Source organism: Magnetococcus sp. PR-3 (genome assembly GCF_036689865.1).
In the GTDB taxonomy this organism is placed as follows: domain Bacteria; phylum Pseudomonadota; class Magnetococcia; order Magnetococcales; family Magnetococcaceae; genus Magnetococcus.
On sequence record NZ_JBAHUQ010000057.1, the window covers coordinates 1 to 13,047 of the forward strand.

General features: G+C 50.4%; 12 protein-coding genes. All 12 read right to left on the bottom strand.

Annotated elements, in window-relative coordinates; genetic code table 11:
* Positions 1-80: 80 nt before the first annotated feature.
* Entirely contained in the window at positions 81-2,864 is a 2,784-nt protein-coding gene (locus tag V5T57_RS20085; RefSeq protein ID WP_332893057.1) for a bacteriohemerythrin, read from the bottom strand.
* A gap of 293 nt (positions 2,865-3,157) precedes the next feature.
* Entirely contained in the window at positions 3,158-4,294 is a 1,137-nt protein-coding gene (locus V5T57_RS20090) for a substrate-binding periplasmic protein (RefSeq protein ID WP_332893058.1), read from the bottom strand.
* Between the two features lie 3 nt (positions 4,295-4,297).
* Positions 4,298-4,627, bottom strand: coding sequence for a DUF3551 domain-containing protein (locus V5T57_RS20095; protein ID WP_332893059.1), 330 nt, complete (start codon positions 4,625-4,627; stop codon positions 4,298-4,300).
* A gap of 59 nt (positions 4,628-4,686) precedes the next feature.
* The gene (locus V5T57_RS20100; protein ID WP_332893060.1) at positions 4,687-5,079 is read right to left on the bottom strand and encodes a RidA family protein; all 393 of its coding nucleotides are present in this window, start codon (positions 5,077-5,079) and stop codon (positions 4,687-4,689) included.
* Positions 5,080-5,520: 441 nt separating this feature from the next.
* On the bottom strand, positions 5,521-7,773 hold the full coding sequence (locus V5T57_RS20105; RefSeq protein ID WP_332893061.1) for a RelA/SpoT family protein: 2,253 nt from the start codon (positions 7,771-7,773) through the stop codon (positions 5,521-5,523).
* Between the two features lie 109 nt (positions 7,774-7,882).
* Positions 7,883-8,242: a DNA-directed RNA polymerase subunit omega gene (gene rpoZ, locus V5T57_RS20110; protein WP_332893062.1), complete on the bottom strand. Its 360-nt coding sequence runs from the start codon at positions 8,240-8,242 to the stop codon at positions 7,883-7,885.
* Positions 8,243-8,316: 74 nt separating this feature from the next.
* Complete coding sequence (gmk, locus tag V5T57_RS20115; RefSeq protein ID WP_332893063.1) at positions 8,317-8,952, bottom strand: guanylate kinase; 636 nt, start codon at positions 8,950-8,952, stop codon at positions 8,317-8,319.
* 17 nt (positions 8,953-8,969) lie between these two features.
* The gene (locus tag V5T57_RS20120; protein ID WP_332893064.1) at positions 8,970-9,857 is read right to left on the bottom strand and encodes a YicC/YloC family endoribonuclease; all 888 of its coding nucleotides are present in this window, start codon (positions 9,855-9,857) and stop codon (positions 8,970-8,972) included.
* 237 nt (positions 9,858-10,094) lie between these two features.
* A complete protein-coding gene (locus V5T57_RS20125; protein ID WP_332893065.1) occupies positions 10,095-10,352 on the bottom strand; it encodes a YfhL family 4Fe-4S dicluster ferredoxin in 258 nt (85 codons plus the stop codon).
* Between the two features lie 194 nt (positions 10,353-10,546).
* On the bottom strand, positions 10,547-11,596 hold the full coding sequence (gene argC, locus V5T57_RS20130) for an N-acetyl-gamma-glutamyl-phosphate reductase (RefSeq protein WP_332893066.1): 1,050 nt from the start codon (positions 11,594-11,596) through the stop codon (positions 10,547-10,549).
* A 401-nt stretch (positions 11,597-11,997) separates the two neighbouring features.
* The gene (rpsI, locus tag V5T57_RS20135; RefSeq protein ID WP_332893067.1) at positions 11,998-12,390 is read right to left on the bottom strand and encodes a 30S ribosomal protein S9; all 393 of its coding nucleotides are present in this window, start codon (positions 12,388-12,390) and stop codon (positions 11,998-12,000) included.
* 12 nt (positions 12,391-12,402) lie between these two features.
* On the bottom strand, positions 12,403-12,837 hold the full coding sequence (gene rplM, locus V5T57_RS20140) for a 50S ribosomal protein L13 (RefSeq protein WP_332893068.1): 435 nt from the start codon (positions 12,835-12,837) through the stop codon (positions 12,403-12,405).
* Between the last annotated feature and the right edge of the window lie 210 nt (positions 12,838-13,047).

The window sequence follows — 13,047 nt, forward strand, 5'->3', positions numbered from 1 at the left end:
TGGGGATAATCTTGCGATTTTCCCCATCCTTAACACCTTAACCCATCGATTGTTTAAGCCGCAGGTTTAACCACCCAGGTTTAGTGTACCCCTTTGGCGGCAAACACAGGCTTATAGGCCATGTCACTCTTCATAATGTGCATGACCAACCAATCTTTAAGGAACTCAATGATCTCCTCAGCCACGCGGGGATCATCACTGTTTAGTAGTGCATCCCGCTTACCCCCCACCGTATTGAGAAAACGTACATGCTCCTCTTTCTGCTGGGGTAGTTCTTGAAAGCCCACTTCAGACATCATGCGCTCTTCACGGGCAAAATGGGTGGTGGCATAGTTAACCAATCGCTCATAAACCTGTTGTAGAAAGCTCTCTCGCTCATCCTTAACCGCAATAGAGAGTTCATTAATGAGATTGATCAACTGTTTATGGTCAGCATCCAGCACCTGCACACCAACAGAGTATTCATCTTTCCATGCAATAGCCGGTGCATAGGCCCCTACATCAATGGTTCCGCCCATATAAAGCTGGTTGAGCTGATCAAAAAAGTTACCCCGTAACTGATGGAAATACCGCATGGCATGTTCTACAGCTTCGGCATCGGTATCCGGTAACATCATGGCGATATCACTGGCTGCACGGTGCAACTGTTCATGGGTTCCAACCGCTTTTTTGTATAGCTCCGTCTGCTGGAGCTCCATGGGAATTTCATTGACCATCCAACTACCCACAGTGCAGGTCTGGGGGTTGCCCAGATCCCCAATCAACTCTGGATCCGACATGGTAACGGCCCGGTTCAATTGACCCATAATGGAGAGCATAGCCTCTTTAAGAAGACGAATATTAAAGGGCTCTGGGCCTATATCCACACGACATTGCGCGGTGTAGAGCGCATCACTAATACCACTGGCAACATCCCCCACCGCTTGGAAATGTCGTACGGAACCACTCATGGATTGCACCACCTCCATGGAGTTTTCCACACTGTTGCGCACTTGATTGGAAATTTTTTCTGTCTTCTCCACCGCATGCTGGATCTCCTTGGAGGCATCCAACGCCCGGTTGGTCCGGCGATCCATGGTCTCCGCCGATTGACGGATCTCCTCGGTCGCATCGGCAATGGCCACGGTAGCTTGGGCCGCCTCGGTGGCCGCCATAGCAACCTCTTGTACCGCCGTTTGTAAAACTTCGGCATTGGCGGTGACCTCATGGGCTGCATTGGCCACAGCATTAGAGGATTCAGCAATTTCCCCAATGGCATGGTGCTGCTCATCCACCGCAGTATTGATCTCACCATTGGCTTGACCAATGCGGGCAATGGCTTCTGTAATGTCCTTGGTTAACGCCACCGCAGCATTGGATTGATCCTGAATTTCATCAATCTGCTTCCAGATGCTCTCCGTGGCAGCAGCGGTCTGACTGGCCAAATCCTTCACCTCATTGGCCACCACGGCAAAGCCCTTACCCGCTTCACCAGCACCCGCAGCCTCAATGGAAGCATTCAAAGCCAACATGTTGGTCTGCTCAGCAATATCGTTGATCACATCCACAACCTTGCCAATGCCTTTAGCGGTTTCTGACAGGGTATGCATACCAGCCATGGCTTCTTGTGCGCGACCATCGGTGTAGGTGGTTGCCTCCACTGCGGCTTGGCATCGGTTACGGACATCCCCCAAAGAGCGCTCCATCTCCTTAACAGACACCGCAACCTGATCGACAGAATCATTGACCTGAGTGAGCTGATCGTTCACCCCTGCCACATTCATCGACATGGTTTCAGCATTACCCGCCATGGTTCCCACACTCTGGCTGGCTTCATCGGCGGTAGTAGCAATATGGCTAACCTTATCACTGACCTGAGCAGCCGCTTCATACACCAACCCCATATCCACCACCGTTTCATCCATACGGGTGCGGATGGTACCAATCTCACCATTGAGAATGTGGTTATCCTCAGAAACCTTATTGGCAATCTGCCCTAAGGCCACATTGTTATCACTCAGGTCAGAACGTAGGGTTAGAATTTCCTGTACAAAGGTGGTGATGTTAGATGCTTGAAGGTTGGTCAGACGGACATTCTCGGACAACCCCTTAACCAATTGGTTAATATGGGCTGCGACCACCCCCATCTCATCTTTTCGTGCACCTAGGCTGGTGCGTATTGTTAAATCCCCTTTGGAGATCTCTGTCATGGCACACGAAACATCTGCCAGTGGGCGCGTAATGGCCCGACCAATGGAATAACCGGTCCCGATCAGAAAGATCACCGACAAGGCTGTAATGTATAAAATACCCGTCTTTAACCCATTAACCTGCTTCTCCATGATCAGCAAATTCTGGTTGGCGCGCTCCAGTTGTCTATGAAGAAAAGGTTGAAAGACACTCTGCAGTGCTTCGGCCTGGGCATCAAAGCCTGCCATTTGTTGGTTGCCACCTGCCGGTCCTTCATCAATATAGACCTGGGCCATGGCTTTACCCGCACGGTAAAAATTTGCGACCCTTACCTGAATTTCATCCAACTGTTTGGCAAGGTCGGTTTCACCGGTGGATTTGAAGTGCTGACGAAACTGAGCGATCTGTGTATTGAGGATTTTTAAATGTGCTTCGGCTTCATCAAAGCCGTCATTCAAACCATCCTGGGCACGTGTGGCTGAGATGTCAGTAAGCCACTGTTGCACATGGATCACCTCTTTTTCCATTTGGGTGGCCAACAAACCGTAGCGAAAAGTCACCTCGCGGGCATCGATGGAGCGCTCCTCCACCTCCTGACTGACCAGACCACTCCAGATTCCCAGGATAAAAAGAAAGATCAATGGAACGATAAAACCAATGGTTACTTTAACGCGTACAGACAGGTTATTGATCACAATAATCTCCAACGCTTGGGAGCAAGTTCAGCTCTGGCTTCAGGCATCTCTAAGCCCTGCAAAAGACAAGAAACTACGTCTAATCAAGACAAACGGTTCACTCTAACGTTATCTTTTAGGGTCGTCTATGCTTATTCCGCCTTAAATCTGCTAGAATATTGGCAGAAACAGGACGTAATAACAGCACGTTACACCGGTTACACAAGAATACCTATATTTTCCCTGAACAGAACGGGTTTTTGGGCAAAACCATACCCGAGAAAAAGCACGAAAAAAGAGGGGAACGTTGCTGTTTATCGATGACGTAAAGCTTGCATGTAACGCGCTTTGATAGGGTGTTTTTTCAAGTAGGTATTAACCAGTTGCTGGATCTTTGGATGCCAAGTGGCGATGACATAATGATCCTGGGTTAACAGTGGGGTATTGTTCAACACCACCTGCACCGCACCCTGCCACCCTAAGGCAACCATTTCGTCGGTAAGGAACAGTATACGGTTTAGTGGGTTGGTAAAATGGGCACGTAGCCAGTGCACCTTTTGGGGAATACCCTCTGTCGTATTGACATAGTGGATAATGGCTCGGGGAAAGCGGCCCCGCGCCAGATCTGCACTGGTGCTGTTTTTGGTAACCACCAACTTAATGCGGCCATTGTTAATATTGCGTTTTTCCACCAGTTTTTGGGCATCCTGCTGCTCAAAGCTGCCCATCACGATACCGGTATTGATATAGGGGCTGCTAAAGTGTACCAACCCATTACGGCGCTCTGTATACGAAATACGCCCTTCAGCGATATCGGCCACACCAAAACGGATGGCATCTAACAGACCACCCACCGTTTTTACCCCGTAAAAAAGGATCTTGCCTTGTGGACTGTGGTTACGGGCCAGGGCGCGACCGACATCAGGGATGACCCCTTCCCAACGGCCTGATTGTGTCGAGAAGTGGCTAATATGACCCAACCCCTCCCGTAGCGCCATACGCAGAATACGCCCCTCTTCAAACAACTCAGCCACACCCTCTATATCTGCAACGGGTGGTAATCCTTTTGGCCGGGGCTGCAGGGTGGCTTGTATGCCCTGGCAACGATTACCGGTCGCATGCCCCCCCGCCAAGGACAGTTTGTTAACCCGCCAGTATTGGGCATCCTTAACCGGGGCATGCTGCTGCATGGTGTGGTAGATCTGCCCTCGTACCGCTTGTCGAATACGGTGATCATCCCGATCAGGTTCAGGACCATACAGGGGCATACAGATATCAAAAGCAATTTCAAAATTTTGCCCTTGAATAACCGTCGTCACCTCACCCACTTTGACCTTAAACAGTGGGACCATACGCAGCCCCATTCCCCCAAGCAGGAGCAGCGCCAGCAGGATCACCACAGCCGTTAGCCAGAGATCCATACGGGGTGAGATATCCTGAGTATGCGCCATGGACTAACGATAGTTCGGGTTAGACACACACTGTGCACGGCGTGCCATTGCCTGGACCATACAGCTCTCCATATTGGGGTAGATACACTGTACCTGCCACTTTTCTGCAATACAGAAGGGGGCACCCCCACGTGGTTTGGGCATACCAAACTCATTAAGCACACACTGCCCATGGGAACCCGCCGCTGCAGCCATACAAGTGCTGAACGAGGAGTAAACACAATGTTTGCCCGTATGGCTGTTTAGACAGTAGAGTCCCTGCCCGGCCTGGGCATGGACTGGTAGCCAAACCATCAGGGCCAGGGCGAATCCCAACATCATCAATGGGCGCATGGTCTACTCCTTATTCCAGTGTAACAGCGGATCAAAAGCCCCCCTGCTCCACCTCTATTTTATTCACCTATAAAGGCTGTGGCATCAATCTCCACCTGGACCTGTTTAGGCAGTACGGCCACCTGTACGGTTGCACGGGCCGGAAAAGGTTCGGCAAGGTAGGAAGCATAGATTTCATTCACCGTCCCGAAGTCATTCATATCGGCTAAAAAGATGTTGCACTTCACCACATCCTTAAAACTGCCACCTGCAGCTTCCAAAATAGCAGCCAGATTTTGCATCACCTGATGGGTCTCTTTCCCCACATCACCCGCCCCAATCAGCGTGCCCGATTTAGGATCCAGAGCAATTTGACCGGAGACATACAGCCAACCATTTTGCTTGATTGCCTGACTGTATGGACCAATGGCACTGGGCGCATTTTCGGTAGCAATTGCAGTTTTTTGGCTCATAGTTCTCAACTCTTGGTGGGTAAATAGTGTGGGTGCGGCCATGGCGGGCGAACCACGCCATAGATCTGGCTCTATCAAAAGGTAGCTGGGCAAACTTGGACATGCTGGGATCGCCCGAAATCCCATATCTCTCTCTGCTTTCACTGTGCCCCATATGGGTTATACACAGCAAAGCATCGGTCAGCATGATCTGGAACGCACGGGGATAGGAGGTCACAAACCATCAACCATCCAGCCTTGCTTAAGAGACACCCACCGTTGGACATCATCCCAAACAGGTTACCATGTGGCATCTGTGCCTGCTGGCTCAACCCCCCCCATGGCGTGATTACCACCCGCTTGCCCGGTAGACCATCCATAAGAGGAGCAAACAAGAGACGCCACCGTGTGACCCTCCACCTTCACTATCCCACGATGTACCCTGTGGGATACTAAGAAGGGCTAAGCGTTCATGCGATCAACATCCCGCACTTCAGGGACAGATCGTAAATTGACCAGCACACTCTCCAAGTGAGATTGGCTGTTCACCTCCACTTCCAAAATCACCACACAGGGGTCACGATCCCGATCTTGAAAGTGTACATCCAGCAGGTTGGCTTTGGCCTCAGTCACCACCTGACTGATGGGGGTAAGCAGGCCCCGACGGTTACTGACCATGGCGCGTATACGGGCTGTATGGATGAGATGACCACCCTCACCACCCCAGCCAATATCTTCCACCCAACGCTCAGGCTGATCTTCCATACCCTTCAGGTTACTACAGCTAATTCGGTGCAGGGTAATCCCCTTACCCGTACTGATAATACCCACGACAGAGTCCCCAGGCAGTGGGCTGCAACACCGGGCAGCCTGCACAGCAATACCGGCCAATGCACCGGTCAGGGCCAAACCATCCTCACGGCGCTCGACCCCTGAGCGTATGGGCACCGGGTTATTTTTACGCTCTGTAACCGCCGGTGCTGTCTCTGGAAAAACCTTATGGATCACCTGTATGGGGGATAGACGAGAGGCCCCTATTTGATAGTAAAGATCTTCCACATCTTCACACCGCAACCCTTCCAAAACCGGTTTGAGCAACTTTTCGGTAATGGAACCACCCACCTTGCGCCCCTCACGCTCAAGCAGATCACGCCCCAAACTGATGGACTGCTCCCGTTGTTTTTCCTTCACAAAGCGACCGATCCAATATTTGGCTTTGGAGGTCACGACAAACTGGGCCCAGTTTGGATTGGGTTCACGATTTTTACCGGTGATAATGTTCACCGTATCACCAGTCTCTAGCGGGGTTTTTAAGGGCACAATACGGCCATTAATTTTTGCCCCCTGACAACCGTTACCCACCTGCGAGTGTACAGCAAACGCAAAGTCCACCGGTGTGGCACCTGTGGGTAGGGTGATAATCTCCCCATTGGGGGTAAAGACATAAATCTCTTCCGGAAACAGATCAAACCGAACATTCTCTACAAACTGGCCAGGATCATCCACATTTTCATACAGAGAGAGCAACTCTTTAAGCCATGTATAGCCCGTGGCGTTGTTTCCTGTGCCCCCTTTACCTTTATAGGTCCAGTGGGCTGCCACACCGCTCTCGGCAATATGGTGCATGGTTTCGGTACGAATTTGTATCTCAATACGGTTGCCAAAGGGGCCAAAAACCACCGTATGCAAAGATTGGTAGCCGTTACGTTTGGGGATGGCAATATAATCTTTAAACCGACCAGGAATAGGTTTGAACTCCCCATGGATCATACCCAGCGTTCGGTAACAATCCTCTTTACTGGGGACGATGATCCGGTAAGCAATGAGGTCAAACATATCATCCAGGGTGATCTGCTTGCGTGTGAGCTTGGTCCAGACCGAATAGAGGTGCTTTTCTCGACCATACACTGCGCCCTGAATTTGATGTGCTGTCAGCTTTTCACCCAAATAGGTGATCACTTTTTGCACCACATCCTCACCACCCTTGCGCCGTTCCAACACCTTGGCCCGGATGGCATCATACTGTCCTGGCCATTTCATACGAAAGGCCAGATCCTCCAGCTCATTTTTCAGCCAATAAACACCCAAGCGGTGTGCAATGGGTGCATAGATCTCCATCACCTCATGGGAGAGCTTGTCCACCGGCTCAGTGGTACCCAATCGCATAGCCAAACGTAGTTGATGCAGGCAGAGCACCAGACGGATCAGAATAACCCGTATATCCTTAGCCATCGCCAAAATCAGCTTACGAAAGCCTTCAGCCTGGGTCTCATCACGCACCAGGATATTGGCATGGTGTATTTCGCCCACCGCCTCCCCTTCCGTACGGGGTTCTGGTATGGGAGGGTGCTCAACACGACCCTCGGCATTGGGCGGTTCATCATCAGGGGTACGTAATGAGAGAAGAGAGATGCGCGAGATACCTTCCAACAAGAAGGCGATATCCTCACCAAAGCGGGTTTTGGCTTCATCCAGCTCAAACTGACGTTGACTGTAGGGGTGGACCAACAGCGCACTGACCAGGGAGGCCACATCCATGCGCATTTGAACCAGGGTTTGAGCGATGGTAATGGGGTGAATGGGAGAGTCCCAATCGGTACCGTCGGGGGGCCAATAGATCTGGTCAAAATAGGTGACCAAATCTTGCAGTGGGGTCAGGTCGGCCTCAGCATGGTAGCTGATAATACCTTCATAGATGGTATTCCACCCTTGCAAGCCGTATCCCCCCTAAGGTTGGCATGTGGTGAAGTCTTTGAATCAAATTCATTTAAACATACAAATGGGGCTTGGTAAACCAAGCCCCATTTAGCCATGTTTATCTTTATTAAAGGCTAGGAGCCTCTTCCCCATCCGCAGCGGGTTGAGGGGCTTCTTCTGTGGACTGGGCGTCGTTCGCTGCAGGCGCATCGGCCAATGCTTCAGCAGGCTGTGCTTCCGCCTCAGCTGCCGGCTCTTCTACAACTTTCTGTTCGACGGTATCGTCTTCCACTTTACGCAGATCTTCCACATTCAATTTGGACTCAGCGATCTCACGCAACGCCACCACAGTATTTTTATCGCGGTCTACTGACACCTCGGGCTCGGCACCCTTAGCCAGTTGACGCGCACGCTTGGCGGCCAAAATTACCAACTCAAAACGGTTGGCTACATTTTCTACACAATCATCTACGGTAACGCGTGCCATTGGTTTCTCTCTTTGTGCTTACTCAGCTGCAGCTTTGAAAACAGGAGGTTAACAGGGGAGCCATCCTGGCTTCCTCAAACGCCATCACCCTCAAATGTTTTCAAGATTGGTTGAATTGTAGCCTGCATGCGCGCCCGTCGCAATCTTTCTGCCATAAGGACCGCAGAAAGTTCAACTTTTGCCTGTTCCAGGTCATCATTAATGACCACATAATCAAACTCACCCCAGTGGGAAAATTCGGAACCAGCCTGCTGCATACGTTTTAAGATCACCTCTTCAGTATCGGTCTTACGCCCACGTAGGCGTGCTTCCAATACATCGTAGGTGGGCGGTGCAATAAAGATGCTCACCACATCTTCTTGGGCCATATTATCACGGATTAACCGTGCACCTTGCCAATCGATATCCAGCAACACCACATGACCAGCCTCAATACGCTCTTCTACAAACGCTTTGTCTGTTCCGTAGTAGTTACCAAAAACTTCGGCCCACTCCAAAAAGGCACCGGTATCAATACGGGCCTGAAAATTATCTTTATCTACAAAAAAATAGTGTGTCCCTTCATCTTCACCGGGACGCATCGCACGGGTCGTTGTTGAAATGGATAAACCAATTTTCGGCTGTGTCTCCATTAAATGTCGGGTCAATGTGGTTTTACCGGTTCCCGACGGGGCCGATACAATCAGAGCAAAGCCTCTGGTGTTGGACATCTTATTCCCCTATCTGGTTATTCCAGATTCTGCACCTGCTCACGAATTTTTTCGATGACAACCTTCATATCAACACCAATGCGAGAGATGGTTGGATCTTGAGGTTTAGAGCAGAGAGTATTGGACTCCCGATTAAGCTCCTGGCACAGAAAATCCAAACGACGCCCTACCGGTTCATCCCGATCTAAGGTGTCACGCATTTCACGAATATGAATATAGAGGCGGTCCAACTCCTCAGAGACATCCATTTTATTCAGTAAAAATGCCACTTCCTGCGCCATCCGTGTGGGTTCCGCAGGGTTATCGGTAATCTGCGCCACTTTGTCGTTCAAACGCTTTTGCAGCATCTCCCGCACACGGGGCAGATCTTCTTCTACAAGTTTGGCAAAGGCTTCCAACTCATCAAGCCGGGTACGGATGGTCTGCTCAAGCTCTTCACCCTCGCGCTGACGAAACACCGACATAGCGTCACATGCACCGGCCAGTAAGCTTAACGCTTCATCACGGATCGCCGTCAGCTCAGCCTCATTCCAGGCAACAGGTTGATCCTTCAAGACACCAGACCAGGAGAGCAGCCGATCCATGCTCAACTCGCCCCGGTGAGATCCATCCAAATCTCGTAGCTTTTTTTCAAGCGCAATAATCTGGCCAACCCTCTCTTCATCCAGTACCAACTCATTACGACTGGCACCATCCTGCTGGACTGTCAGGTTCAGTTCAACTGAACCACGGGCAAAGCGTTCCCGGATCAAATGCCGAAATTTAGGCTCGGCATCCAAAAAAAGATCAGGTAACCGAAAATTCATTTCAAGAAAGCGCTGATTAACGCTACGTATACGCCACGCCAGACGCATCCCCTCCACACTGCCTTCGCAACGACCAATGCCGGTCATACTGTTGGGCATAACAACTCCTGGTGGTTAAAGATGACACCGATTGGCCAAGCGTGACCACAGACATATACCGAGTAACTTAAGCTTAAAAAAAATAAACAACCACTATACTACAGAGTCACCATCGTCATGGTCGAATTCAGCATGCAACGACAAGGATCCCATTTATCCATGCCTAGCCGAGCTGTATAAACAGCAAAGGGGCACCCTAAACAGGCGCCCCTCTGTTCCACATAAGAGGCTGGTCACTTAGCCGTGAATGGCTTCGTGCTTGGCCAGCAGCTCTTCATCAGACTCGACATGGTCGGGATCTGGATCAATACACTCTACAGGGCATACCGCCACGCATTGGGCTTCATCAAAAGAGCCTTTGCATTCGGTGCACAGATCAGGGTGGATATAATAGATGTCGGAGTCCACATCTGAACCATCTGTGATGGCCTCATTGGGGCACTCAGGCAGGCAGACATCACAGTTGGTGCAATCTTCGTTGATAATCAGAGCCATTACATTGTTCCTCTCAGAAAAACAGGATTCTATCCTCAAAGGTCGCGCTTCGCATGCTTGTTAACAGACTTGGCACGCCTTGGCAAGAAAAACCGTCCATTCGCACCTGTTATGACGTTGAAAACGCTTAGGTGAGAACACTTCCCAATTACTGGTCAGGTTTATCGGGGTCGTCCCCTTTTAACTTAGCCAGTCTATGGAAACATCGGCAAGGTATTAAGTGCCGTTGTTTCATCCCAACCGGTCATCAAGTTAAAATTCTGTACCGCAGCACCAGAAGCACCCTTAACCAGATTGTCGATGACCGAAACCACAATGATCCATCCACTGCGTGTATCTTCAACCACCCCAATGTGGCAGGCATTACTGCCGCGAACATCAGATGTTGCCGGTACCCGGCCATCATCCAATACCGTCACAAAGGGTTCGTCGTGATAAAAAGTCTGGAGCACGTCTCTGGCCTTTTGTGCATCCACCCCAGCATGGGGGCGTAAATAACAGGTCGAGAGTATACCACGACTTTGCGGCAATAAGTGGGGCGTAAATCGAATTTTCAGATCCTGTTCAGCCACCAAACCGAGATTCTGTTCCATCTCAGGAATATGGCGGTGAGCGTCGACTTTATACGCTTTAAACCCTTCCGCCAACTCTGCATAGAGTGTGCCCTGACTGGGGGAACGCCCGGCACCACTGACACCCGATTTACTGTCGGCAATGATCAGATTAGGATCGACCATACCTTTTTCCAACAGTGGGTAGAGTGGCAGCTGAATGGATGTTGGATAACAGCCAGGGTTGGCGACCAGATCAGAACCGATTATTTGATCTCTAAACAGCTCAGGAAGCCCATAGGCGGCTTTTTCCAACAGTTCAGGGGCCAAATGCTCTTTGCCATACCACGCTGCATATGTTGCCGCACTTTTAAGCCGGAAATCGGCGGAAAGATCCACCACCCGACTTCCCAGCTTTAACATCTGGGGTACCACTTCCATAGAGGTCACATGGGGCAGTGCGCAGAACACCACATCTGCGGCATCTGCCGCTTTTGCAGCATGCATAGGCTGACAGACCAGGTGCCGAACCGCCTCTAAATGTGTATAGACCTGTGCAATAGATTGCCCAGCAAAGCGTTCAGAGCTGATAAAGGTCAGTTCTGCGCCGGGGTGGTGATGTAAAAGCCGGATCAATTCGCCGCCGGTATAGCCTGTTGCGCCCAAGATAGCGACACGCAGGGTGGTACCCATGATGGTATTCCTCAAACAGTCAGTTCATAAAAGAGAGCACATTGTCCTCTGCTTTAACCACGAGATCAAACCTAAAAAGAGTGACCGTCACCCTACACCCTGTGCAAGGTTTCACAGCAGCATATACTAAATCTGTCATCACTAAGAAGGATCGGTTTTAAAGGGTATGGCCGGTCACCTATGATTTTCATAACAGACGCCAAAGAGTGCGCGGTTGATCACACAGGGTATAAACCTAACCTGAATGCGTGTAACCCCAACCCAAAAACCTGTCGCCATCCCATACCTAAACACGCTATTGGCTTAATATGAATGTCAAAGCGTGTGAGCTTGATCAACACACATCATAAAAAAAGGGAGACGCAAGCGTCTCCCTTTTCCAAATCCAAAATCCTGCAAGCTTAACGCTTGGAGAACTGGGTGCTCTTACGCGCTTTATGACGACCGTACTTCTTACGTTCAACGGTACGTGCATCACGGGTCAGGAAGCCCGCTTTCTTCAGCACGGGGCGCAGGGCCTCATCGTAATCTACCAACGCTTTGGAAATACCGTGCTTGATGGCACCGGCTTGACCGGATACACCACCACCGTGCACATTAACCAGTACGTCAAACTTGTTCTCCAGCTCCGTAATTGCGAAGGGCTGGTTGACGACCATGCGCAGCACAGGACGGCCAAAGTAGACGTCCATAGGCTTTTTGTTGATGATTACTTTACCGCTACCAGGCACGATGCGTACGCGGGCGACGGACTCTTTACGTTTACCAGTGGCATTAATGGTCTCTTGAGCCATGATCTCTCTCCCTTAACCCAGTTTCAGTTCTTCAGGCTGTTGTGCGGTATGAGGATGCTCAGATCCTTTATACACATTCAGCTTACGAAACATCTGACGGCCCATGCGGTTCTTCGGAAGCATGCCTTTGATGGCTTTTTCCAGAACGCGCTCAGGATGGTTGCCAGAGAGCTCTTTGTCGGCTGTAATGGACTTCAGGCCACCGGGGAAACGGGTGTGCCAGTAGTAGACTTTATCATTACGCTTATTGCCGGTGAAGCGAACCTTCTCGGCATTGACGATGATGATGTTGTCACCACAATCCATATTAGGGGTGTAAGTTGGCTTATGCTTGCCACGCAGACGCGTTGCAACTTCAGAAGCCAGACGACCGACAACCATATCGGTGGCGTCGATCACAAACCACTTACGTTCAATATCGCTTGGTTTTGCCACGAAACTTTTCACGGCGGTTCCTCCATTGTCAGATACACGAAAGCCGGAGCAATGGATGGCCCCGGCCCGGTTATTGTTATCATTGAGTCCACTCTGCGTTGAACTCATGGCGGTGTTATATACACCACCGAGATCTTTTTAACCAGAAAAAAGATCCAATGCCTAGACGGTCATCCTACCGTCCAGAAACTCAAAAAAGGCCCAGAAGGCCTTTAGAGTAAG

Coding starts and splice junctions, on each gene's coding strand:
- V5T57_RS20100 (WP_332893060.1), bottom strand. CDS start 5,079: ATGAGCCAAAAAACTGCAATTGCTACCGAAAATGCGCCCAGTGCCATT.
- rpsI (WP_332893067.1), bottom strand. CDS start 12,390: ATGGCTCAAGAGACCATTAATGCCACTGGTAAACGTAAAGAGTCCGTC.
- V5T57_RS20120 (WP_332893064.1), bottom strand. CDS start 9,857: ATGCCCAACAGTATGACCGGCATTGGTCGTTGCGAAGGCAGTGTGGAG.
- rpoZ (WP_332893062.1), bottom strand. CDS start 8,242: ATGGCACGCGTTACCGTAGATGATTGTGTAGAAAATGTAGCCAACCGT.
- gmk (WP_332893063.1), bottom strand. CDS start 8,952: ATGTCCAACACCAGAGGCTTTGCTCTGATTGTATCGGCCCCGTCGGGA.
- argC (WP_332893066.1), bottom strand. CDS start 11,596: ATGGGTACCACCCTGCGTGTCGCTATCTTGGGCGCAACAGGCTATACC.
- V5T57_RS20090 (WP_332893058.1), bottom strand. CDS start 4,294: ATGGCGCATACTCAGGATATCTCACCCCGTATGGATCTCTGGCTAACG.
- V5T57_RS20125 (WP_332893065.1), bottom strand. CDS start 10,352: ATGGCTCTGATTATCAACGAAGATTGCACCAACTGTGATGTCTGCCTG.
- V5T57_RS20095 (WP_332893059.1), bottom strand. CDS start 4,627: ATGCGCCCATTGATGATGTTGGGATTCGCCCTGGCCCTGATGGTTTGG.